20 protein-coding genes are annotated in these 22,987 nt (G+C 53.8%); 14 read left to right on the forward strand and 6 right to left on the reverse strand.

Annotation, left to right across the window (positions count from 1 at the left end; translation table 11 throughout):
- Positions 1-6: 6 nt before the first annotated feature.
- The 11 genes from mutL (at position 7) to rlmB (ending at position 12,442) form a co-directional block, all read left to right on the forward strand.
- Positions 7-1,851 carry a DNA mismatch repair endonuclease MutL gene (mutL, locus tag WB237_RS12945; RefSeq protein ID WP_336213641.1) on the forward strand — a complete coding sequence of 615 codons (1,845 nt, stop codon included), beginning with the start codon at positions 7-9 and terminating at the stop codon, positions 1,849-1,851.
- Entirely contained in the window at positions 1,844-2,794 is a 951-nt protein-coding gene (miaA, locus tag WB237_RS12950) for a tRNA (adenosine(37)-N6)-dimethylallyltransferase MiaA (protein ID WP_049005159.1), read from the forward strand. Before mutL ends, miaA begins: the two co-directional genes overlap by 8 nt.
- Positions 2,795-2,879: 85 nt before the next feature.
- Positions 2,880-3,191 carry an RNA chaperone Hfq gene (hfq, locus tag WB237_RS12955; RefSeq protein WP_008502919.1) on the forward strand — a complete coding sequence of 104 codons (312 nt, stop codon included), beginning with the start codon at positions 2,880-2,882 and terminating at the stop codon, positions 3,189-3,191.
- A 73-nt stretch (positions 3,192-3,264) separates the two neighbouring features.
- Positions 3,265-4,545, forward strand: coding sequence for a ribosome rescue GTPase HflX (gene hflX / locus WB237_RS12960; RefSeq protein WP_028016440.1), 1,281 nt, complete (start codon positions 3,265-3,267; stop codon positions 4,543-4,545).
- Positions 4,546-4,601: 56 nt separating this feature from the next.
- A complete protein-coding gene (hflK, locus tag WB237_RS12965) occupies positions 4,602-5,864 on the forward strand; it encodes an FtsH protease activity modulator HflK (protein ID WP_336213645.1) in 1,263 nt (420 codons plus the stop codon).
- Positions 5,865-5,866: 2 nt separating this feature from the next.
- On the forward strand, positions 5,867-6,871 hold the full coding sequence (hflC, locus tag WB237_RS12970; RefSeq protein ID WP_114979644.1) for a protease modulator HflC: 1,005 nt from the start codon (positions 5,867-5,869) through the stop codon (positions 6,869-6,871).
- Positions 6,872-6,942: 71 nt separating this feature from the next.
- Positions 6,943-7,140, forward strand: coding sequence for a DUF2065 domain-containing protein (locus WB237_RS12975; protein ID WP_010427497.1), 198 nt, complete (start codon positions 6,943-6,945; stop codon positions 7,138-7,140).
- A gap of 104 nt (positions 7,141-7,244) precedes the next feature.
- A complete protein-coding gene (locus WB237_RS12980; RefSeq protein WP_024907332.1) occupies positions 7,245-8,543 on the forward strand; it encodes an adenylosuccinate synthase in 1,299 nt (432 codons plus the stop codon).
- A gap of 192 nt (positions 8,544-8,735) precedes the next feature.
- Positions 8,736-9,161, forward strand: a complete 426-nt coding sequence (nsrR, locus tag WB237_RS12985; protein WP_023293453.1) for a nitric oxide-sensing transcriptional repressor NsrR — start codon at positions 8,736-8,738, stop codon at positions 9,159-9,161.
- A 38-nt stretch (positions 9,162-9,199) separates the two neighbouring features.
- A complete protein-coding gene (gene rnr, locus WB237_RS12990; protein WP_310816835.1) occupies positions 9,200-11,641 on the forward strand; it encodes a ribonuclease R in 2,442 nt (813 codons plus the stop codon).
- A 69-nt stretch (positions 11,642-11,710) separates the two neighbouring features.
- Complete coding sequence (rlmB, locus tag WB237_RS12995; protein ID WP_336213651.1) at positions 11,711-12,442, forward strand: 23S rRNA (guanosine(2251)-2'-O)-methyltransferase RlmB; 732 nt, start codon at positions 11,711-11,713, stop codon at positions 12,440-12,442.
- A 41-nt stretch (positions 12,443-12,483) separates the two neighbouring features.
- On the opposite strand, the gene WB237_RS13000 is transcribed toward rlmB, so the two are convergent.
- Entirely contained in the window at positions 12,484-13,758 is a 1,275-nt protein-coding gene (locus WB237_RS13000) for an MFS transporter (protein ID WP_336213652.1), read from the reverse strand.
- Positions 13,759-13,959: 201 nt separating this feature from the next.
- Between WB237_RS13000 and WB237_RS13005 the strand changes: the two genes are divergently transcribed.
- Positions 13,960-15,582 (forward strand): isovaleryl-CoA dehydrogenase, encoded by a 1,623-nt coding sequence (locus WB237_RS13005; RefSeq protein ID WP_336213654.1) that lies wholly within the window; start codon positions 13,960-13,962, stop codon positions 15,580-15,582.
- Here WB237_RS13005 and WB237_RS13010 read toward each other — a convergent pair.
- From WB237_RS13010 to bsmA, 3 genes are all read right to left on the reverse strand, one after another.
- The gene (locus WB237_RS13010; RefSeq protein ID WP_336213656.1) at positions 15,579-17,510 is read right to left on the reverse strand and encodes a methyl-accepting chemotaxis protein; all 1,932 of its coding nucleotides are present in this window, start codon (positions 17,508-17,510) and stop codon (positions 15,579-15,581) included. The two genes, WB237_RS13005 and WB237_RS13010, sit on opposite strands and share 4 nt — an antisense overlap.
- 170 nt (positions 17,511-17,680) lie before the next feature.
- Entirely contained in the window at positions 17,681-17,968 is a 288-nt protein-coding gene (gene yjfN, locus WB237_RS13015; protein ID WP_442892511.1) for a DUF1471 family protease activator YjfN, read from the reverse strand.
- A 136-nt stretch (positions 17,969-18,104) separates the two neighbouring features.
- The gene (bsmA, locus tag WB237_RS13020) at positions 18,105-18,434 is read right to left on the reverse strand and encodes a biofilm peroxide resistance protein BsmA (RefSeq protein WP_336213661.1); all 330 of its coding nucleotides are present in this window, start codon (positions 18,432-18,434) and stop codon (positions 18,105-18,107) included.
- Positions 18,435-18,571: 137 nt separating this feature from the next.
- Between bsmA and yjfP the strand changes: the two genes are divergently transcribed.
- Positions 18,572-19,294: an esterase gene (gene yjfP / locus WB237_RS13025; protein ID WP_336213663.1), complete on the forward strand. Its 723-nt coding sequence runs from the start codon at positions 18,572-18,574 to the stop codon at positions 19,292-19,294.
- On the opposite strand, the gene ulaR is transcribed toward yjfP, so the two are convergent.
- Positions 19,291-20,046 carry an HTH-type transcriptional regulator UlaR gene (gene ulaR / locus WB237_RS13030; RefSeq protein ID WP_114979639.1) on the reverse strand — a complete coding sequence of 252 codons (756 nt, stop codon included), beginning with the start codon at positions 20,044-20,046 and terminating at the stop codon, positions 19,291-19,293. The two genes, yjfP and ulaR, sit on opposite strands and share 4 nt — an antisense overlap.
- 109 nt (positions 20,047-20,155) lie before the next feature.
- Positions 20,156-21,220, reverse strand: coding sequence for an L-ascorbate 6-phosphate lactonase (gene ulaG / locus WB237_RS13035; RefSeq protein WP_104949591.1), 1,065 nt, complete (start codon positions 21,218-21,220; stop codon positions 20,156-20,158).
- A 358-nt stretch (positions 21,221-21,578) separates the two neighbouring features.
- Between ulaG and ulaA the strand changes: the two genes are divergently transcribed.
- Entirely contained in the window at positions 21,579-22,979 is a 1,401-nt protein-coding gene (gene ulaA, locus WB237_RS13040; RefSeq protein ID WP_336213668.1) for a PTS ascorbate transporter subunit IIC, read from the forward strand.
- Positions 22,980-22,987 lie beyond the last annotated feature (8 nt).

The raw sequence follows: 22,987 nt of genomic DNA on the forward strand, positions 1-22,987 counted from the left end.
GAATTCATGCCGATTCAGGTTCTACCGCCGCAGCTTGCGAACCAAATCGCCGCCGGTGAGGTGGTAGAACGCCCTGCGTCGGTGGTGAAGGAGCTGGTGGAAAACAGCCTCGATGCGGGCGCGACCCGTATTGATATTGATATTGAACGCGGTGGCGCGAAGCTTATCCGCATTCGTGATAACGGCTGTGGTATCAAAAAAGACGAGCTGGCGTTAGCGCTGGCTCGTCACGCTACTAGTAAAATTGCTTCTCTGGATGACCTGGAAGCCATCATAAGCCTCGGTTTTCGCGGTGAAGCGCTGGCCAGTATCAGCTCGGTTTCCCGTTTGACGCTAACCTCCCGCACGGCTGACCAGGCAGAAGCCTGGCAGGCCTATGCTGAAGGGCGCGATATGGATGTGACGGTCAAACCTGCGGCGCATCCTGTCGGTACGACGCTGGAAGTCCTGGATCTGTTCTACAACACTCCCGCCCGACGCAAGTTCATGCGTACCGAAAAAACCGAGTTCGGCCATATCGACGAAATCATCCGCCGTATCGCGCTGGCCCGTTTCGATGTCACCATTAACCTCAGTCATAATGGCAAAGTGATGCGCCAGTACAGAGCGGTGGCCGAAGGGGGGCAGAAAGAGCGTCGACTGGGAACTATTTGCGGGACACCGTTTCTGGAACAGGCGCTGGCCATTGAGTGGCAGCATGGCGATTTGGCTTTACGTGGCTGGGTGGCTGACCCGAACGCCAGCAGTGCGGCGTTCGCGGAGATCCAGTATTGCTATGTGAACGGCCGCATGATGCGGGACCGTCTCATTAATCACGCTATTCGTCAGGCCTGCGAAGACAAGCTCGGAGCCGACCAGCAACCTGCTTTTGTGCTTTATCTGGAGATCGACCCGCATCAGGTCGATGTGAACGTCCATCCAGCCAAGCATGAAGTAAGGTTCCACCAGTCACGACTGGTACATGATTTTATCTATCAGGGCGTGCTGAGCGTATTGCAACAGCAGGTTGAACCGGTGTTGCCACTGGAAAATGAAGAGCCTGCCCCACGTTCGCTCCCGGAAAACCGTGTTGCTGCGGGCCGGAACCATTTTGCGGAACCCGCTGCGGTACGCGAGCCGGAAGCGCCGCGTTTCTCCTCTGCAGGGAGCGTTCCGCGCCCCACGGGAGCAAACTACCCGAACGCCCAGCCTGGCTATCAAAAGCAGCAGGGGGCGTTGTATCGCAAACTGCTGGAAACCCCAACCGCTGAGCGTAAAGAACACATCCCGGTAGCGTCGTCTTACCTGGACGGTCATAGCCAGAGCTTTGGCCGGGTGTTGACGATTGTCGTACCGGATATGGCACTGCTTGAGCGTGACGGCAAATTGATGCTTCTGGCATTGCCCGTAGCCGAACGCTGGCTCAAACAGGTGCAGCTCACGCCGGGAGAACATTCGGCCTGCGCGCAGCCGCTGCTGATCCCGGTTCGTCTGAAAATATCCGCTGAAGAAACAAGGGTATTGCAACGTGCAGAGGCCCAACTGGCGCAGATGGGCATTGAAATTGTGCTCGAACCACAACATGTGACAATTCGTGCCGTGCCTTTACCCTTACGCCAACAAAATTTACAAAACTTGATTCCTGAACTGATAGGCTACCTGGCGCAGCAAACATCGTTTGATGCCGCCAACACCGCGCAGTGGATCGCCCGTCATCTGGCAAGCGAACACACGCCGTGGAGTATGGCGCAGGCCATTAGCGTGCTGGCAGAGGTTGAACGTCTTTGCCCGCAGCTGGTGAAAACGCCGCCAGGGGGTCTATTACAACCTGTTGATTTACAAACGGCGATGAACGCCCTGAAACATGATTGACGTAAGCAAGGCGAGCCTGCCTAAGGCGATTTTTTTGATGGGGCCAACGGCCTCCGGCAAAACGGCACTGGCCATTGAGTTGCGTAAAGTTTTGCCCGTAGAGTTGATTAGCGTTGATTCCGCCCTCATCTATCGGGGGATGGACATCGGCACGGCGAAGCCTGACGCAGAAGAGTTGCGTGCGGCACCGCACCGTTTGCTGGATATTCTCGACCCTGCCCAGGCTTACTCCGCAGCGGATTTCCGCCGGGATGCCTTAGCTGAGATGGCCGAGATAACAGCGGCTGGACGTATACCGCTGTTGGTTGGCGGAACCATGCTCTATTTCAAGGCGTTGCTGGAGGGGCTATCACCTCTGCCATCAGCGGATCCAGAAGTAAGAGCGAAAATTGAGCAGCAGGCGGCAGAGCAGGGCTGGGACGTTTTGCACAAGCAACTGGCAGAGATTGATCCGGTTGCCGCAGCACGGATCCATCCAAATGATCCGCAAAGGCTTTCCCGGGCACTGGAAGTTTTTTTCATTTCGGGTAAAACTTTAACGGAACTGACGCAAACGTCAGGAGAGGCTCTGCCGTACCAGGTGCATCAGTTCGCCATCGCCCCGGCGAGCCGTGAACTGCTCCATCAGCGAATTGAGCAGCGTTTTCATCAGATGTTAGCTTCAGATTTTGAAGCAGAAGTGCGGGCGCTATTTGCCCGTGGAGATTTGCATACGGATATGCCTTCCATTCGTTGTGTGGGATACCGCCAGATGTGGTCGTATCTTGAAGGTGAGATTTCATACGATGAAATGGTTTATCGAGGTGTTTGCGCCACGAGACAGTTAGCGAAGCGCCAGATCACCTGGTTGCGCGGTTGGGAGGGTGTTCACTGGCTAGACAGTGAAAAACCGCAACAGGCGTTAAACGAAGTGATTGAGGTTGTTGGTGATATCGCTCACTGAATGTGTACAATTGAGACGTATCGTGCGCAATTTTTCAGAATCGCAAGGTTCTAAGTACAAAACAAGCATATAAGGAAAAGATAGAATGGCTAAGGGGCAATCTTTACAAGATCCGTTCCTGAACGCATTGCGTCGGGAACGTGTTCCAGTTTCTATTTATTTGGTGAATGGTATTAAGCTGCAAGGTCAGATTGAGTCTTTCGATCAGTTCGTGATCCTGTTGAAAAACACGGTCAGTCAGATGGTCTACAAGCACGCGATTTCTACTGTTGTTCCGTCTCGTCCGGTATCTCATCACAGCAATAACGCTGGCGGCGGCACTGGCAGTAACTACCATCACGGCAGCAACGCGCAGGGTTCTTCAACGCCAGCGCAGGACAGCGACGAGACCGAATAAGGTCTCTGCTGTTATCCACACGGGGAGCCAGGGATCCTGCGTTCCCCGCTGATCTTTTTAGAGAGGTTTACGCTTGTTTGACCGTTATGATGCCGGTGAGCAGGCGGTGCTGGTACACATCTATTTTTCGCAAGACAAAGATATGGAAGACCTCCAGGAGTTTGAATCTCTGGTCTCTTCCGCCGGTGTCGAAGCAATGCAGGTGATTACCGGTAGCCGTAAAGCGCCGCACCCAAAGTATTTTGTTGGTGAAGGTAAAGCAGTTGAAATTGCGGATGCCGTAAAAGCAACTGGCGCTTCAGTTGTGTTGTTTGATCATGCGCTGTCTCCGGCCCAGGAACGTAACCTGGAAGCGCTTTGCGAATGCCGTGTTATCGATCGCACGGGTTTGATTTTAGATATTTTTGCTCAACGTGCGCGTACCCATGAAGGTAAGTTGCAGGTTGAGCTGGCGCAGTTGCGCCATCTGGCAACGCGGCTTGTGCGTGGCTGGACCCACCTTGAGAGACAGAAAGGCGGGATTGGTTTACGCGGTCCGGGTGAAACCCAGCTCGAAACCGACCGTCGTTTGCTGCGTGGCCGTATTACCCAGATCCTCTCACGTCTGGAACGCGTTGAGAAACAGCGTGAGCAAGGTCGTCGTGCGCGCTCAAAAGCCGACATCCCAACGGTGTCGCTGGTGGGGTATACCAACGCCGGTAAATCCACCCTGTTTAACCAGATTACTGAGGCCCAGGTTTATGCCGCAGACCAGTTGTTTGCGACCCTGGACCCAACGTTACGTCGTATTGACGTCGCCGATGTGGGTGAAACAGTGCTGGCGGATACCGTAGGGTTTATCCGTCATCTGCCACATGACCTGGTGGCGGCGTTTAAAGCCACCCTGCAGGAGACGCGACAGGCGACCCTGCTGGTGCACGTGATTGATGCGGCTGATGTTCGTGTACAGGAGAACATCGACGCGGTAAACGTGGTGCTCGAAGAGATCGACGCCCACGAGATCCCAACTCTGTTGGTGATGAACAAGATCGATATGCTGGAGGATTTCGAGCCGCGCATTGATCGAGATGAAGAGAACAAACCGATTCGGGTCTGGCTTTCTGCCCAGTCCGGTATTGGTGTGCCACTGCTTTTCCAGGCTTTGACAGAACGTCTTTCCGGTGAGGTAGCTCAGCACACGCTGCGATTGCCGCCACAGGAAGGCAGGCTGCGCAGCCGGTTTTATCAGCTTCAGGCGATAGAAAAAGAGTGGATGGAGGATGACGGCAGCGTGGGGATGCAGGTGCGTATGCCGATCGTTGACTGGCGTCGCCTCTGTAAACAAGAACCTGCGCTGGTCGACTATATCGTCTGATCAGAAAGGGGATGCCTGAATAATTCGCCCTTGCATAACAAATATGGAGCATATACATGGCGTGGAATCAGCCCGGTAACAACGGACAAGACCGCGACCCGTGGGGAAGCAGCAATAATCAAGGCGGCAACTCTGGGGGAAATGGCAACAAAGGTGGTCGCGAGCAGGGGCCGCCGGATCTGGATGATATCTTCCGCAAGCTGAGCAAAAAGCTTGGTGGCCTTGGCGGAGGTAAAGGTTCTGGTCCGGGTGGCAATTCTACCCAGGGGCCGCGCCCGCAAATGGGTGGCCGCGTGGTGGGCATTGTTGCCGCTGCGGCGGTGATCATCTGGGCTGCCACCGGGTTCTACACCATTAAAGAAGCGGAACGCGGTGTCGTCACCCGTTTCGGTAAGTTCAGTCATCTGGTGGAGCCAGGTCTTAACTGGAAACCGACCTTCATTGACGACGTTACCGCGGTAAACGTGGAATCCGTCCGTGAACTGGCGGCGTCTGGTGTGATGCTGACCTCTGATGAGAACGTGGTGCGCGTTGAGATGAACGTGCAGTACCGCGTAACCGATCCTGAACGTTATCTGTTTAGCGTGACCAGCGCCGATGACAGTCTGCGCCAGGCGACTGATAGCGCCCTGCGTGGTGTTATCGGTAAATACACCATGGATCGTATCCTGACCGAAGGTCGTACCGTTATTCGTAGCGATACCCAGCGCGAGCTGGAAGAGACCATTCGCCCGTACAACATGGGTATTACCCTGCTGGACGTCAACTTCCAGGCAGCTCGTCCGCCGGAAGAGGTGAAAGCGGCGTTTGATGACGCGATTGCAGCCCGTGAAAACGAACAGCAGTACATCCGTGAAGCGGAAGCGTACACCAACGAAGTGCAGCCACGTGCTAACGGTCAGGCGCAGCGTATTCTTGAAGAAGCTCGCGCATATAAAACCCAGACCATCCTGGAAGCACAGGGTGAAGTGGCGCGTTTCGCGAAAATTCTGCCGGAATATAAAGCGGCTCCGGAAATTACCCGTGAACGTCTCTATATCGAGACCATGGAAAAAGTGCTGAGCCACACGCGTAAAGTGCTGGTTAACGACAACAAAGGCGGAAATCTGATGGTGCTGCCACTGGACCAGATGCTGAAAGGCGGTTCGGCTCCGGCGGCGAAAGCTGACACCAGCGGTTCCAACAACCTGCTGCGTCTGCCACCTGCGTCGTCCAGTAGTTCAAGTGCAACAACCACGCCTTCTTCGAACGATGGTGACATCATGGACCAACGCCGTGCTAACGCGCAGCGTAACGACTACCAGCGTCAGGGGGAATAAGGATGCGTAAGTCAGTTATTGCGATCATCATCATCGTACTGGTCGTGCTTTACACCTCTATTTTCGTTGTAAAAGAGGGTGAACGAGGGATCAAATTCCAGTTCAGCAGCGTCGTCCGTGATAGCGACAAGCGTCCGGTGATCTATGAGCCGGGCCTGCACTTCAAAGTGCCTTTCATTCAGTCGGTGAAAACGCTTGATGCCCGTATCCAGACTATGGATAACCAGGCTGACCGTTTCGTGACCAAAGAGAAGAAAGACCTGATCGTTGACTCTTACATCAAGTGGCGTATCAGTGATTTCAGCCGTTACTTCCTGGCGACAGGCGGTGGCGACGTTTCTCAGGCTGAAGTGCTGTTGAAACGTAAGTTCTCTGACCGTCTGCGTTCTGAGATTGGACGTCTGGATGTGAAAGATATCGTGACCGATTCCCGCGGTCGTCTGACACTGGAAGTGCGTGATGCGCTGAACTCCGGTACCGCAGGAACAGAAGACGAAGTCTCAACACCGGCAGCTGATGATGCGATTGCTAAAGCAGCGGAACGTGTTCAGGCTGAAACCAACGGCAAAGTGCCGGTGATCAACCCTAACAGTATGGCGGCACTGGGTATTGAAGTGGTTGACGTGCGTATTAAGCAGATCAACCTGCCAGCGGAAGTGTCCGAGGCGATCTACAACCGTATGCGCGCTGAGCGTGAAGCGGTCGCCCGTCGTCACCGTTCACAGGGTCAGGAAGAGGCTGAGAAGCTGCGCGCGGCAGCGGACTACGAAGTCACCAAGACACTGGCGGAATCTGAGCGTCAGGGACGTATTCTGCGTGGTGAAGGTGATGCAGAAGCCGCGAAGTTGTTTGCAGATGCCTTCAGCCAGGATCCGGACTTCTACGCCTTTATCCGTAGCCTGCGAGCTTACGAGAATAGCTTCCAGAGCAACCAGGATGTGATGGTCCTCAGCCCGGACAGCGATTTCTTCCGTTATATGAAGACGCCGACCAACGCGACGCGATAAACTCAGGCTCGTTTGAGTATTCAAACCACCGCTCTTCACGGAGCGGTGGTTTTCTTTTATAAGGAATAAAAATGAATTCAACCATTTGGCTCGCGCTGGCGCTGGTGTTAGTGCTGGAAGGTCTTGGCCCTATGCTTTATCCGCGCGCATGGCGTCGTATGATCGCGACGATGAGCCAGCTCCCGGATAATATTTTGCGTCGTTTTGGCGGCGGTCTTGTGGTTGCTGGCATCGTGATCTACTACATGTTGAAGAAAACGATTGGCTGATCAAAAAGTGGTCGGATTTGGCGTATTTTGAGGTCAAAAAGTGCTGTATATCTGAAAAAGCGATGGTAGAATCCATTTTTAAGCAAACGGTGATTTTGAAAAAAATGGGTAACAACGTCGTCGTACTGGGCACCCAATGGGGTGACGAAGGTAAAGGGAAGATTGTTGATCTTCTGACTGAACGGGCTAAATATGTTGTACGCTACCAGGGCGGTCACAACGCAGGCCATACTCTCGTAATCAACGGTGAAAAAACCGTCCTCCATCTTATTCCATCAGGCATTCTTCGTGATAACGTCACCAGCATCATCGGTAACGGCGTTGTGCTGTCTCCGGCTGCGCTGATGAAAGAGATGAAAGGTCTGGAAGACCGTGGTATCCCTGTTCGTGAGCGTCTGCTGCTCTCAGAAGCCTGCCCGCTGATCCTGGATTATCACGTGGCACTGGACGTTGCGCGTGAAAAAGCGCGTGGCGCGAAAGCGATCGGTACCACCGGTCGTGGTATCGGCCCGGCTTACGAAGACAAAGTAGCTCGTCGCGGTCTGCGCGTGGGTGACCTCTTCGACAAAGCAACCTTCGCTGAAAAACTGAAAGAAGTGATGGAATATCACAACTTCCAGCTGGTGAACTTCTACAAAGCTGACGCTGTTGACTACCAGAAAGTACTGGATGACGTCATGGCGATTGCTGACATTCTGACCGGTATGGTTGTTGATGTATCTGATCTGCTGGACCAGGCGCGCAAGCGTGGCGATTTCGTCATGTTTGAAGGTGCGCAGGGTACGCTGCTGGACATCGACCACGGTACCTATCCGTACGTGACCTCTTCTAACACCACCGCAGGTGGCGTGGCAACCGGCTCTGGCCTGGGCCCACGTTATGTGGATTACGTTCTGGGTATCATCAAAGCTTACTCCACTCGCGTGGGTGCAGGTCCATTCCCGACCGAACTGTTTGATGAAACCGGCGAGTTCCTGTGCAAGCAGGGTAACGAATTTGGCGCGACCACTGGTCGTCGTCGTCGTACCGGCTGGCTGGATGCGGTTGCAGTGCGTCGCGCAGTGCAGATCAACTCCCTGTCTGGCTTCTGCCTGACCAAGCTGGACGTACTGGACGGCCTGAAAGAAGTGAAAATCTGCGTAGGCTACCGTATGCCAGATGGCCGCGAAGTGACCACCACTCCGCTGGCGGCTGACGACTGGGAAGGCATCGAGCCAATCTACGAAACCATGCCAGGCTGGTCTGAGACCACTTTCGGTGTGAAAGAGCGTAGTGGCCTGCCACAGGCGGCACTGGATTACATCAAGCGTATTGAAGAACTGACCGAAGTGCCGATCGATATTATTTCTACCGGCCCGGATCGTACTGAAACGATGATTCTGCGCGACCCGTTCGACGCATAATCTTCGTGACTGCTGGCCTGCGGGGTGACCCGTAGGCCGGATAAGCGTAGCGCCATCCGGCGACCGCTCCTGGATCTCCGCTTTTTCGCCCCGTCTGTCAAATAAATTAGCCGCTAACTATCTGGCTGGTTTATCATCATTAATGAATCACTTTGCGGTCTATCCGCGTTTTCCTTTTTTCCTGAGGTTGATGTGCAGTTAACAAGTTTCACCGATTACGGCTTACGCGCGCTGATCTACATGGCGTCGTTACCCGATGGGAAAATGACCAGTATCTCTGAAGTAACAGAGGTCTACGGCGTGTCTCGTAATCATATGGTCAAAATAATCAATCAACTTAGTCGTGCCGGATATGTTGCTGCCGTCCGCGGGAAGAATGGGGGGATCCGTCTCGGTAAACCGGCGCAGAGTATTCGTGTTGGCGATGTGGTACGTGAGCTGGAGCCATTGTCTCTGGTGAACTGCAGCAGCGAGTTCTGCCACATTACGCCCGCTTGCCGTCTGAAAAAGGCGCTTTCTAAGGCCGTGCAAAGTTTTCTCAAGGAACTGGATAACTACACGCTGGCCGATTTGGTTGAAGAGAATCAACCGCTTTATAAATTATTGCTGGTGGAATGAAGAAAATTTCCACCGGAGCTGACAACGGAGGAACCGACATGTCACAAGATCCATTCCAGGAACGCGAAGCCGAAAAATACGCGAACCCTATCCCCAGCCGCGAGTTCATCATTGAACACTTAACAAAACGCGAAAAACCCGCCAATCGTGAAGAACTTGCCGTTGAATTAAATATTGAAGGTGAAGAGCAAATTGAAGCCCTTCGCCGTCGCCTGCGCGCCATGGAGCGTGACGGGCAACTGGTCTTTACCCGCCGTCAGTGCTATGCGCTGCCAGAACGCCTTGATCTGCTGAAAGGAACCGTCATTGGTCACCGCGACGGCTATGGCTTCCTGCGCGTTGAAGGCCGTAAAGACGATCTGTACCTTTCATCTGAACAGATGAAAATGTGTATCCACGGTGACCAGATCCTGGCCCAGCCGCTGGGCGCTGACCGTAAAGGTCGCCGCGAAGCTCGCGTGGTACGTGTGCTGGTGCCAAAAACCAGCCAGATTGTTGGCCGCTACTTTACCGATGCGGGCGTCGGCTTTGTGGTGCCGGACGATAGCCGTCTGAGTTTTGATATCCTGATCCCACCTGAAGAGGTTATGGGCGCGCGCATGGGCTTTGTGGTGGTGGTTGAGCTCACCCAGCGTCCTACCCGTCGCACTAAAGCGGTCGGGAAAATCGTGGAAGTATTGGGCGATAACATGGGCACCGGCATGGCTGTTGATATGGCGCTGCGTACCCATGAGATCCCGTACATCTGGCCGAAAGCGGTTGAAGAACAAATTGAAGGCCTTCGTGAAGAAGTACCTGAAGAGTCTAAAGCTGGCCGCGTGGATCTCCGCGATCTGCCACTGGTGACGATTGATGGCGAAGATGCCCGCGACTTCGATGATGCGGTGTACTGCGAGAAAAAACGCGGCGGCGGCTGGCGCCTGTGGGTTGCCATCGCGGATGTGAGCTACTATGTTCGCCCGCACACCCCGCTGGATAACGAAGCGCGCAACCGCGGTACCTCGGTTTACTTCCCGTCACAGGTCGTGCCGATGCTGCCGGAAGTGCTCTCTAACGGCCTGTGCTCTCTGAACCCGCAGGTTGACCGCCTCTGTATGGTTTGTGAGATGACCATCTCCACCAAAGGGCGCTTAACAGGTTACAAATTCTACGAAGCGGTCATGAGCTCACATGCGCGCCTGACCTATACCAAAGTCTGGCATATGCTGCAGGGCGACCAGGATCTGCGCGAACAATATGCTCCGCTGGTGAAGCACATTGAAGAGCTGCATAACCTCTACAAAACGCTGGATCAGGCGCGCGAAGAGCGCGGCGGGATCTCCTTTGAGAGCGAAGAGGCGAAGTTTATCTTCAACGCGGAACGTCGCATTGAACGTATCGAACAGACCCAGCGTAACGACGCGCACAAGCTGATTGAAGAGTGTATGATCCTGGCGAATATCTCAGCGGCGCGTTTTGTTGAGAAAGCCAAAGAGCCTGCGCTGTTCCGTATTCACGATAAACCGTCGACGGAAGCCATTACCTCGTTCCGTTCAGTACTGGCTGAACTGGGTCTGGAACTGCCTGGTGGTAACAAGCCAGAGCCGCGTGATTATGCTGAGCTGCTGGAATCCATTGGCGACCGTCCGGATGCAGAAATGTTGCAGACCATGCTGTTGCGCTCCATGAAACAGGCGATTTACGATCCGGAAAACCGTGGGCACTTCGGTCTGGCGTTGCAGTCCTACGCGCACTTTACGTCGCCAATCCGTCGTTACCCGGACCTTTCCCTGCACCGTGCAATCAAATATTTGCTGGCGCAGGAGCAGGGTCATAAAGGGAAGACGACTGAAACCGGTGGCTATCACTATTCGATGGAAGAGATGCTGCAACTGGGTCAGCATTGTTCCATGACCGAACGCCGCGCGGATGAAGCGACCCGTGAAGTCTCTGACTGGCTGAAGTGCGACTTTATGCTGGATCAGGTCGGTAACGTTTTCAAAGGTGTGATCGCCAGCGTGACCGGTTTTGGTTTCTTTGTTCGTCTCGATGAGCTGTTTATCGACGGTCTGGTGCATGTCTCCAGCCTGGATAACGACTACTACCGTTTTGACCAGGTCGGGCAGCGCCTCATTGGCGAATCAGGCGGTCAGACCTATCGTCTGGGCGATCGTGTGGAAGTGAAGGTCGAAGCGGTCAATATGGACGAGCGCAAGATCGACTTCAGCCTGATTTCCAGCGAGCGTGGCCCGCGTAATGTGGGTAAAACGGCACGTGAGAAGGCGAAAAAAGGTGGCAACGGTAATACCAGCGGCAAACGCCGTCAGGCGGGCAAGAAAGTGAATTTCGAGCCAGATAGCGCCTTCCGCGGCGAGAAGAAAAAGAAACCGAAGGCAGCGAAGAAAGAAGCTCGTTCAGCGAAAAAGCCTTCCGCCAAGACCCAAAAAATTGCCGCCGCTACCAAAGCGAAGCGAGCGGCGAAGAAAAAGCAGGCGGAGTAATTCCGCCCCTTACCCTGACCCTCTCCCCATCGGGGAGAGGGAAAAGTATCGTCATAATGAGAACCATCAATGAGTGAAATGATTTACGGCATCCATGCGGTGCAAGCCCTGATGGAGCGCGCACCGGAGCGTTTTCAGGAAGTGTTCATTCTGAAAGGGCGTGAAGACAAGCGTCTGATGCCGCTGATCCACGCCCTGGAAGCACAGGGTGTGGTGATCCAGCTGGCGAACCGCCAGTTTCTGGATGAGAAAAGTGACGGCGCGGTTCACCAGGGGATCATTGCCCGCGTGAAGCCGGGTCGTCAGTATCAGGAAAACGATCTGCCGGATCTGATTGCCGAGCTGGATAACCCATTTTTCCTGATCCTCGATGGCGTTACCGATCCGCACAACCTCGGTGCATGTCTGCGTAGTGCTGATGCTGCCGGTGTACACGCGGTCATCGTGCCAAAAGATCGCTCTGCACAGCTGAACGCCACGGCCAAAAAAGTGGCCTGCGGCGCGGCAGAGAACGTTCCGTTGATCCGTGTTACCAACCTGGCGCGCACCATGCGTCTGCTGCAGGAAGAGAATATCTGGATTGTTGGTACCGCCGGTGAAGCCGATCATACCCTCTATCAGAGCAAAATGACTGGCCGTCTGGCGCTGGTGATGGGAGCCGAAGGTGAAGGTATGCGTCGTCTGACGCGCGAGCACTGCGATGAGCTCATCAGTATTCCGATGGCGGGTAGCGTGTCGTCTCTGAATGTTTCTGTTGCGACGGGCATCTGCCTGTTTGAAGCGGTGCGTCAGCGGGGCTAGCCTTTCGTGCCCGGTAAGCACAACGCCACCGGGCATTAACCTCACTCCTCTAACGACCGCAAATGGTCATCCTTCCTGAGCGTCATCAGCGCCACAATACTCACTACGGCTGTCGTCATGACGTAGTATGCTGGAATATCCAGATTGCCCGTCTCTTTAATCAGCCCGGTAATAATCAACCCTGCGCAGCCTGAGAAAATCGCATTCGACAGGGAGTAAGCCAACCCAAGCCCGGTATAGCGTACACGCGTCGGGAACATCTCTGAGAGCATTGCGGGGCCTGGTCCTGCCAGCATTCCCACCAAACCGCCCGCAATCAATACCACCAGCGCTTTCACTGCCAGCGTACTGGATTCGGCCTGCAGGATTTTCAGGAGTGGCAGGGCGAGGATCAGCAGCAGCGTGGTGGCGATAATCATCACCGTACGACGCCCGATCCGGTCGCTCAGGATCCCAGAGGGAATGATGGTGAGTGCAAAACCAATATTCGAAATCACCGCTATTAGTAACGCCTGGTTAAAGCCGGTGTGCAGCGCTGACTGCAGGTAGGTTGGCATAATCACCAGATAGGTATACCCCGCCGCTGACCAGACCATTACCCTACCTATCCCCATAATGATAGCTCTGAGGGTCGCAGCGGTATCCGCCTGAGCGACGACCGGTTTGTCCTGCTGCTGCACAAAGCTGGGTGTCTCTTCCATGCTTACCCGAAGCCATAGTGCGACGACGCCCATGGGCAGCGCCAGGAAGAACGGAATGCGCCAGCCCCAGTCATGCAAAGCTTCAGGGGTGAGGAGGGCAGAGAGTAGCGCGACAATACCCGCGCCTGCCAGCAATCCCAGCGCCACGGTGAAGGATTGCCACGCGCCATACAGACCACGCTTCCCTCGCGGGGCAAACTCCGTCATTAGCGAGACCGCACCGCCGTACTCGCCGCCCGCAAACAGCCCCTGCAGGATGCGAAGCAGTGTAATAATAAGCGGTGCGGCAATCCCAATGCTGGCGTAGACCGGCACCACGCCGATAGCGGCGGTAGCGAGCGTCATCAATACCAGCACAATGATTAGCGTCGGCTTACGGCCAATCCTGTCGCCAATACGGCCAAACACCACCGCGCCCAGAGGACGGAAAAAGAAAGCGATAGCAAACGAGGCGTAGGTCAGGATCAGGCTGGTTAGCCCCGCTTCCCCCTCAAGCTGGAAGAAGTTTTTCGCAATAACGGTCGCCAGAAAACCGTAGACCGCAAACTCATACCACTCGATAAAGTTACCAATGGAGCCTGCAATTAATGCTCGCTTGTGCGCATCTGTTCGCATAACGATCCTTACTGAAGGGGGTAAGAATAAATTATTCAACAAAAGAGAAGTGATGAAATAGTTTATTCTTATGTTCTGTGAGCTATTTCACGAATGATATCAGCAGGATCGCCACTGTGTGACTTCACTCCCATGCAGCGTGAACACGGTCTGTCCATACTTATCTTCATTGCCACTGAGCCACTGAAGGAGGGAGACAGCATGCACTGGCAGACCCATACCGTTTTTAATCAACCAGCTCCACTCTCAAACAGTAACCTTTTCCTCTCTGACTGCGCCCTGCGTGACGCAGTTTCCCGCGAGGGTGCCGAGTGGGATAGTGAGCTGCTCGCCAGCATCGGGCAGCAGTTAGGCACCGCTGAGTCACTGGAGCTGGGCAGGCTGGCGAACGTGAATCCACCTGAGCTATTACGCTATGATGCCACCGGGGAGCGGCTGGATGATGTCCGCTTTCATCCCGCATGGCACTTGCTGATGCAAGGACTCTGTGCCAACCGTGTACACAACCTTGCGTGGGAAGAGGAGGCGCGAAAGGGCTCCTTTGTCGCCAGAGCCGCACGGTTTGTTCTGCATGCGCAGGTTGAAGCCGGCACGCTTTGTCCCATAACCATGACTTTTGCTGCGACACCCTTGCTACAGCAGACGCTCCCCAAAATATTTCATGACTGGCTGACACCGCTACTCAGCGATCGTTACGATCCTCATCTTGCCCCAGGATCGCAAAAGCGTGGTCTGCTGATCGGCATGGGGATGACGGAAAAGCAGGGCGGATCCGACGTTCTCAGCAACACCACCAAAGCAGAAAAATGCAGCGATGGTAGCTACCGGCTGGTGGGGCACAAATGGTTTTTCTCGGTGCCTCAAAGCGATGCGCATCTGGTGCTGGCCCAGGCGAAAGGTGGGCTCTCCTGTTTCTTTGTTCCCCGTTTTTTGCCTGATGGGCAACGCAATGCCGTGCGTCTGGAGCGGCTGAAAGACAAGCTCGGCAACCGATCCAACGCCAGCAGCGAGGTAGAGTTTCTCGATGCCTCCGGCTGGCTGCTCGGGGAAGAGGGCGAAGGTGTGCGGCAGATCCTGAGAATGGGCGGGCTGACGCGCTTTGACTGCGCACTGGGCAGCCACGGGCTGATGCGTCGGGCGTTATCAGTGGCACTTTACCACGCCCATCAGCGGCAGACGTTTGGGAAAAACCTTATCGATCAACCCTTGATGCGCGATGTGCTGAGCCGTATGGCCCTGGTGCTGGAGGGGCAGACTGCACTGCTATTTCGTCTGGCGCGGGCGTGGGATAAACGGACGGATCCGCAAGAAGCTGCCTGGGCTCGGTTATTCACCCCTGCGGCGAAATTTAGCGTGTGCAAAGCAGGTATTCCCTTTGTGGCAGAAGCAATGGAAGTTCTCGGCGGTATGGGCTACTGCGAGGAGAACGAACTGCCACGACTCTACCGCGAGATGCCGGTAAACAGCATCTGGGAAGGATCGGGCAATATTATGTGCCTGGATGTGTTGCGCGTACTGGCGAAGCAGCCCGGTATCTTCGACCTGCTGGCCGAAGATTTTGCGCAGGTGAAAGGGCAGGACAGACACTTCGATCGTAGCTGGCGGCAACTTCAGCAAAAACTGCGTAAACCTCAGGAGGCACAGGGGCGGGAGATCGCGCAGCAGCTTTTCTTACTGGGTGCCGGGAGCCAAATGCTGCGGCACGCATCGCCACCCGTGGCGCAGGCATGGTGCCGCATGATGCTTGATACCCGCGGTGGGACGCTGATGAACGAGCAAGTGCAAAGTGACCTGCTGCTGCGTGCCACTGGCAGGGTTGGTTAGTTTTTCAGCTGGAACAAGCTCACCAGTTGGGTGAGGTGTGAACCCTTCTCGCGCAGCGTTTGTGCCGTTTGTTCGCTGCGTGAGACGCGATCGGCATTGATGTGTGATGCTTCGCCAATATGGGTCATAGCAAGATTTACCTGACCGATTCCTGCGGATTGCTCGCGTGATGCGTGGTTAATCTCCATGACCAGCTGGCTGATGTTATCAATATGAAGGATGATGGAGTCCATCGCCAGACGCGTCTGTTCGGACAGGGCGTGTCCTTCACTCACTTTCCTGAGTGTGTCGCCAATCAGCTGTTCAATCTCCTTCACTGCGTTAGCGCTCCGGCCAGCCAGAGCGCGAACTTCCTGCGCGACCACCGCAAAACCTTTTCCGTGTTCACCAGCACGAGCCGCCTCTACTGCCGCATTGAGCGCCAGGATATTGGTCTGGAAAGCGATTGACTCAATCACGCGCGTGATGTCTTCGATGCGTTTTGACGCTTCCCGGATGTCATCCATGGTGGCAACCGCATGGGTTACCGTCTCGCCACCCTGATGTACCGCGAGCGAGGTTTCACTTACCAACTGCTGTGTTTGCTCCATATTGGCCGCGTTTTGCTGTACGGTTGCGGCCAACTGCTCCATGCTGGCGGAGGTCTCTTCCACGCTGCTGGCCTGTTTGTTGATCTGCTCTGAAATCTCGCCGGTATCGGAGGCCAGGGCGTTTGTCCCCATATGGATTTCACCTGCCGCTTCGCGAACCTGCAGAACCATTTTTTGCAGTCCGCCACCAATACCATTGATGGCATCAATCAACTGGCCAACCTCGTCCTGGCGTGTCACGGGAAGGCTGGAACGCAGATCGCCCGCAGCATACTGACGAGCCAGATGAATCACATTTCGCAGCGGTTGGGTTAGCATCCGACGAATAATCATCACAAACAGACCCGAGAAGAGTACAGACAACACCACGCCAGCCAGCAGGAAACGGTCACGCAGAGTGGTCACGCTTGAGAGCAGTACGGATTTATCCACTTCTCCGACGATGGTCCAGTTCCAGCCGGGCAGCGGGGTATAGGCCATTTTCACCGTGCGGCCATCTTCAGTGATGCGTTCCAGTGTGCCGGGTTTGTCACTTAGCAGCTGTTGTTGTGTTGCACTGTCCCATTTCGGTAACTGGCCCTCCTCGCTGGAATGGAACAGATACTGGCCACGCGTTTTGCCGTTGCTGCGATCCAGCACAAAGAAGTGGCCGCTCTCACCCAGACGGCGGTTAAGGATTTTCTCGCGCATGACGTTCCAGGAGCGGGTGATGTCCACCCCGACAAAGACGATCGCAATGATCTGTCCTTCGGCGTTTTTAACGGGCTGGTACTGGGTGATGTAACGCTTGCCGAACAGCAGCGCCAGTCCACGGTAGACTTCGCCTTTGTTTACGGCAGCGAAGGCCGGGCTGGAGACATCCAGAACAGTACCCATTGCACGCTCACCGTTCTCTTTGCGCAGGGAAGTGGCCACGCGAACAAAGTCGTTACCGCTGCGCACAAACAACGTTGAGATCGCTCCCGTACGATTCAGGAACTCGTCCGAAAGGGTGTTATTTTCATGCAGCCCGGTTTCTCCGCCTTTCAGAAGCGGAACGCTAAGCCCGTTAATCGTCTGGAGCTGGGAACGATCAATATTCAGAGGCTGCGGTAAAAAGGTGGAAAACAGGCGGGTATAACTCTCGACCTCTTCACTCAGGCTGGTGTTAAACATCTGCACCATATCGACCATGCCAGTGGACTGGTTATGCAGATCCTCGACCGCAAGCTCTTCAAGCTGCTGGCTGGCTTTTTGGCTGAGCAGAAAAGTGAAAAGCAAAAACAGTATGGCGACACTGACACCCGTAAGCAGTGACAGTTTCGTACCAAGACCTGCATGGCGAAAAGAATTGATCATAAATTGCTCATTATTGAAAAGGTATGGTTCTTCAACGGCAGAGCGGAGATTACATTTACCAGATTAATGTAACTAAATGTTAGTTAATTGTTTTTGATATGTTTGTTGCAAGGTAAAAAATTTGCAAAAACAAAAAGCCACTAAAAACAAGTGGCTTTTATCGGGAGGGGTTAAACATAAAGAATGGCCTGTACGCGCCAATGATCAACATGGTTATCTTCCTGCATCTGGATGATTCGATACCAGGAAGCGCCCTGCTCATCGGCCTTTAATGCAACTATACGTTCAACGTCTTGCGGGCTCCCCGATATATTATTCACGGAGATCTGGCCTATTTCATTCAGACCCGTTACACAATCAGCACTGGCGAATTCTGCTGACTGTGCGGTTGTGCTCACAAGGCCTGCAGAGAGCAACAGAGAGGTCAAAGCAAGAGTTCGTTTCATCGTCAGCTCCATTTCACATATTTCCGGTATCCGCCGGGCAATCCTTCGCAAATAAACTCACTTCCATTGTCGCGGGCATGGAGTTTATTGTGGGCAGGAAAATGTCTATGGACGCAAAGCAGTGTAAATGTCGTTCAAAGGAAGACCATTACTTATGGTACAAAATTGCCTGTGAGTACCACTGTCCCGTTATGATGGTTTCGTCGATCATAATGATGACGTAATAATCTGCTTTGGCGGCGACGGCTTGTGCTTTTATTGCCTCTTCAGCATCATCCGGGGAGCCGCGAACCAGCGCGGAAACCGTGCCCATTCGCTGTAATCCTTCCGTCTGATTACGGCGAATCTCCTGTGGATGATCGGCGGCCGGTGGAGCGGGCTGCGGCGTTCCCTGCAGTGCGTTACAGCCACTGAGCAGAGACACCAGCAATAAAGCAGCAAACCTGCGCATAACCATATCTCGTTTCCTGATAGCCATAGTGTAGTTGTCTGTGAATTTAGTTTTGGGGGAATGTTCCCGAAGTGTTATCTGGGACGTATATTTCGAATGAAAATGACGTGAAAGCGTAACCCAGTTCTCAACATTATGAATCATACATTCGGACAGGGTCGACAATGATTGAAATTGAAATACGCCATCTCGGCGACCATGAAATTTTACACGCGATACCTGCGGGAAAACGTGATGTACCGCTGCCTGTTATCGTTTTTTATCATGGATTTACGTCTTCGAAGCTGGTTTACAGTTATTTTGCGGTGGCGCTGGCTCAGGCCGGCTTTCGGGTGGTGATGCCGGATGCACCTGACCACGGTGCACGCTTTACGGGCAATGAACAGGCGCGACATGGGCAGTTCTGGCACATTCTGCACGGTAGTCTGACCGAGTTTGCCGGCTTGCGTGATGCGCTCTATGAGGCAGGACTGGTGGCTGATAATCGTCTGGCCGTGGCGGGAGCGTCGATGGGGGGCATGACGGCGCTGGGGATTATGACACATCATCCTGAGGTGAAATCCGTAGCCTGCCTGATGGGCTCGGGCTATTTTACTTCACTGGCGAAGACGCTTTTTCCCCCTCAGGATTTAACGAAAATAATCGCGACACTGGAAGAGTGGGAAGTGACCCGGGCATTACCGCGTCTGGCCGATCGCCCGCTGTTGCTGTGGCACGGTGACGCGGATGATGTGGTCCCGCCCGATGGAACCTTCCGCCTTCAACAGTCGCTGCAGCGCGAGGGACTGGATAGCAACCTGACCTGCCTGTGGGAAGCGGGCGTGCGCCACCGTATAACGCCAACAGCGCTGGATGCCACGGTGGCATTTTTCTGCCAGCACCTTTAAACGCGCAGGACTTTCACACCTTGATCCTCCAGTTTCTGGAGGATCTCTGGGTTAGCCCCTTTGCCGGTGATCACCATGTCGATCTGCTCGGCACGGCTGAATAACATCCCTGCGCGCTCGCCCACTTTGCTACTGTCGACCAGCACAACGAGCTTGCCCACAACGTTAAGCATGTTTTGTTCCGCCATCGCGGTCAGCATATCGGTTTTATACAGTCCATCTGCCGTCAGGCCTTTGCCACTGGTGAACATCCAGTGCCCGGCATAGAGACTGTTTTCACTGTCCTGCGGGCTGAGGGTTATGGACTGACTCTTATTGTACTGGCCGCCCATGATAACGACACTGTCATGCTCCTGATCAATAAGATAGTTGGCGAGCGGTAAGTAGTTGGTGATGATTTGCACCGGTTTGCCGCACATTTCACGGCCCAGCAGAAACGCGGTGGAGCCACAGTTAATCACCACACTTTCACCGGGATTCACCAACTGCGACGCAGCTCTGGCAATACGTACTTTTTCATCATGATTTTGCGCCTGATGAATATTCATCGGCGTCCAGCGCGGGCGCTGCTGGCTGATCGCTTCCGCACCGTTGCGGACCTTTTTCAGTTTACCGCTTTCATCCAACTTATTGATATCCCGCCGTGCCGTTGCCGGGGAGATCCCTAAACGTTCGATCACTTTCTCGACGGTGATAAACCCTGTTTGCGCCAGGAGTTCCAGGAGAATTTGATGCCGTTGCGCTTCCGTCATGAGCTATTCCGATAAGAATTGATTTGAAAAGATGATATTTGAAATAGCATGAAATTACTAAAATAAATATGAAATCGCCAGACTGAAGTCTGGCGATTTGGCTTCACAATCAGAGGAAGGACTTGAACGGCAGGTCGGGTTCAATGGTGAAGCAATCATCGAAGCCACGCGGGTAGTGATACTCGAGATTGTCTTTGTCCAGTGGCCAGATGAATTTGCCTCCAACCTGCCAGATGAATGGCTTGAAGCCATACTTCAGACGATCTTTTTTCATCTCCCACAGTACGCGGATTTCCTGTGGATCGGCCTGGAAATTTGACCAGATATCATGGTGGAACGGGATCACCACTTTGGTGTTCAATGCTTCCGCCATGCGCAGCATATCAGCGCTGGTCATCTTGTCAGTGATGCCACGAGGGTTCTCGCCGTAGGAGCCCAGCGCCACGTCAATCTGATGTTCATTACCGTGCTTCGCATAGTAGTTGGAATAATGAGAGTCACCGCTGTGGTACAAAGAGCCGCCAGGGGTTTTAAACAGATAGTTCACCGCACGTTCGTCCATACCATCTGGTAATACCCCAGCGGCTTTCTGATCGGCAGGCAGAGTAATCAGTGCGGTACGGTCAAAGGCATCAAGCGCATGGATTTCAATGTCTTTAATTTTCACCACGTCGCCAGGCTTCATCACGATGCAGCGCTCTTTCGGCACGCCCCAGCCAATCCACAGATCCACACAGGTCTGCGGCCCGATAAACGGCACATCGTCAGCACAGTTTTGCATTACCGCTGCCGCCACGTTCACATCGATATGATCGTTGTGATCGTGAGTGGAGAGCACGGCGTCGATCTGGCGAATGGCAAACGGATCGAGCACAAACGGTGTGGTACGCAGATTCGGCTGCAGTTTTTCCACACCCGCCATGCGCTGCATCTGGTGGCCCTTTTTCATCAGCGGGTTGCCGTGGCTCTGCTTGCCGGTGCCGCACCAGAAATCGACGCAGATATTGGCGCCGCCTTCTGATTTCAGCCAGATACCGGTACAACCCAGCCACCACATTGCAAAGGTACCAGGAGCAACCTGTTCCTGCTCGATCTCTTCGTTCAGCCAGCTACCCCATTCCGGAAAGGTGCTCAGAATCCATGATTCGCGGGTGATGGTGTTTACTTTACTCATCGTTTGACTCCTGGTTTTAATCAAAAATAATCATTTAATGATTTGTTGTGATTAATTCTGGCACCATTTGACGTACTTTGCAACGGCTAAAATGAGGAATTTTATCTGTTCGACTTCACGGATTATCCGCTTTTACCTTGTTAGACTATTACCCTTAAATCATTAATTGCATGAATTATAAAGATTAAATTATTTTTTATGGATGATGGTAAAAATCATTACTCATAGCATGGAAATAATTTGCGTGATTCGTCACAAATAATCAAATTCAATCTTGTGGTGATTATTTGTGATTACTAGAGTGATGGCACCAACCACACAGGGATTGCCCCTCGTGTTCTCATTTCTGGAGAGAGTTATGGAGATCCTCTACAACGTCTTTACCGTGTTCTTTAATCAGGTAATGACTAACGCCCCGCTGTTGCTGGGTATTGTGACGTGCCTGGGCTATATCCTGCTGCGCAAGAGCGTTAGCGTGATTATTAAAGGCACCATCAAAACCATTATCGGTTTCATGCTGTTGCAGGCAGGGTCAGGCATTCTGACCAGCACGTTTAAGCCTGTAGTGGCCAAAATGTCGGAAGTGTATGGCATCAACGGTGCGATTTCTGACACCTACGCCTCAATGATGGCGACCATCGAACGCATGGGTGATGCCTATAGTTGGGTGGGTTATGCGGTGCTGCTCGCGCTGGCGCTGAACATTATTTACGTTCTTCTGCGCCGTATTACTGGCATTCGTACCATCATGCTGACGGGACACATCATGTTCCAGCAGGCTGGGCTGATTGCAGTTTCCCTCTATATTTTCGGTTACCCAATGTGGACCACGATTATCTGCACAGCAGTGCTGGTATCGCTCTACTGGGGTATCACCTCCAACATGATGTACAAGCCCACACAGGAAGTGACTGATGGCTGCGGCTTCTCCATTGGGCATCAGCAGCAGTTTGCCTCCTGGATTGCTTACAAAGTTGCCCCGTACCTGGGTAAAAAAGAAGAGAGCGTTGAAGATCTCAAGCTGCCTGGCTGGCTGAATATCTTCCACGACAACATCGTTTCGACCGCAATTGTCATGACCATCTTCTTCGGTGCCATTCTGCTCTCCTTCGGTATTGACGTAGTGCAGGCGATGGCAGGCAAAACCCACTGGACGGTTTACATCCTGCAGACCGGTTTCTCCTTCGCGGTGGCGATCTTCATCATCACTCAGGGCGTACGTATGTTCGTCGCCGAACTGTCGGAAGCGTTCAACGGTATCTCCCAGCGCCTGATTCCTGGCGCAGTACTGGCCATCGACTGTGCGGCTATCTACAGCTTCGCGCCAAACGCGGTGGTCTGGGGCTTTATGTGGGGCACTATTGGCCAGCTGATTGCAGTTGGCATCCTGGTAGGCTGCGGCTCCTCAATCCTGATCATTCCTGGCTTTATCCCGATGTTCTTCTCCAACGCCACCATCGGCGTCTTTGCGAACCACTTTGGTGGCTGGCGCGCGGCGCTCAAGATCTGCCTGGTGATGGGTATGGTGGAAATCTTCGGTTGTGTGTGGGCGGTCAAGCTCACCGGTATGAGCGCCTGGATGGGCATGGCGGACTGGTCAATTCTGGCACCACCAATGATGCAGGGTTTTGCATCCGTCGGACTGGTCTTTATGGCCGTCATCATTCTGATTGCTCTGGCTTATATGTTCTTCGCGGGCCGCGCTCTGCGCGCTGAAGAAGATGCGGAAAAACAAACAGCAGAAGTGTCTGCTCATTAAGGAGTTTC

This window comes from Enterobacter sp. P82 (assembly GCF_037053385.1).
GTDB lineage: Bacteria > Pseudomonadota > Gammaproteobacteria > Enterobacterales > Enterobacteriaceae > Enterobacter.

What these genes read in the sequence shown, in the direction of transcription:
- mutL (WP_336213641.1), top strand. Translation starts at nt 7, where the DNA reads ATGCCGATTCAGGTTCTACCGCCGCAGCTTGCGAACCAAATCGCCGCC.
- miaA (WP_049005159.1), top strand. Translation starts at nt 1,844, where the DNA reads ATGATTGACGTAAGCAAGGCGAGCCTGCCTAAGGCGATTTTTTTGATG.
- hfq (WP_008502919.1), top strand. Translation starts at nt 2,880, where the DNA reads ATGGCTAAGGGGCAATCTTTACAAGATCCGTTCCTGAACGCATTGCGT.
- hflK (WP_336213645.1), top strand. Translation starts at nt 4,602, where the DNA reads ATGGCGTGGAATCAGCCCGGTAACAACGGACAAGACCGCGACCCGTGG.
- hflC (WP_114979644.1), top strand. Translation starts at nt 5,867, where the DNA reads ATGCGTAAGTCAGTTATTGCGATCATCATCATCGTACTGGTCGTGCTT.
- WB237_RS12975 (WP_010427497.1), top strand. Translation starts at nt 6,943, where the DNA reads ATGAATTCAACCATTTGGCTCGCGCTGGCGCTGGTGTTAGTGCTGGAA.
- WB237_RS12980 (WP_024907332.1), top strand. Translation starts at nt 7,245, where the DNA reads ATGGGTAACAACGTCGTCGTACTGGGCACCCAATGGGGTGACGAAGGT.
- rnr (WP_310816835.1), top strand. Translation starts at nt 9,200, where the DNA reads ATGTCACAAGATCCATTCCAGGAACGCGAAGCCGAAAAATACGCGAAC.
- rlmB (WP_336213651.1), top strand. Translation starts at nt 11,711, where the DNA reads ATGAGTGAAATGATTTACGGCATCCATGCGGTGCAAGCCCTGATGGAG.
- WB237_RS13000 (WP_336213652.1), bottom strand. Translation starts at nt 13,758, where the DNA reads ATGCGAACAGATGCGCACAAGCGAGCATTAATTGCAGGCTCCATTGGT.
- WB237_RS13005 (WP_336213654.1), top strand. Translation starts at nt 13,960, where the DNA reads ATGCACTGGCAGACCCATACCGTTTTTAATCAACCAGCTCCACTCTCA.
- WB237_RS13010 (WP_336213656.1), bottom strand. Translation starts at nt 17,510, where the DNA reads ATGATCAATTCTTTTCGCCATGCAGGTCTTGGTACGAAACTGTCACTG.
- yjfN (WP_442892511.1), bottom strand. Translation starts at nt 17,968, where the DNA reads ATGGAGCTGACGATGAAACGAACTCTTGCTTTGACCTCTCTGTTGCTC.
- bsmA (WP_336213661.1), bottom strand. Translation starts at nt 18,434, where the DNA reads ATGGCTATCAGGAAACGAGATATGGTTATGCGCAGGTTTGCTGCTTTA.
- yjfP (WP_336213663.1), top strand. Translation starts at nt 18,572, where the DNA reads ATGATTGAAATTGAAATACGCCATCTCGGCGACCATGAAATTTTACAC.
- ulaR (WP_114979639.1), bottom strand. Translation starts at nt 20,046, where the DNA reads ATGACGGAAGCGCAACGGCATCAAATTCTCCTGGAACTCCTGGCGCAA.
- ulaG (WP_104949591.1), bottom strand. Translation starts at nt 21,220, where the DNA reads ATGAGTAAAGTAAACACCATCACCCGCGAATCATGGATTCTGAGCACC.
- ulaA (WP_336213668.1), top strand. Translation starts at nt 21,579, where the DNA reads ATGGAGATCCTCTACAACGTCTTTACCGTGTTCTTTAATCAGGTAATG.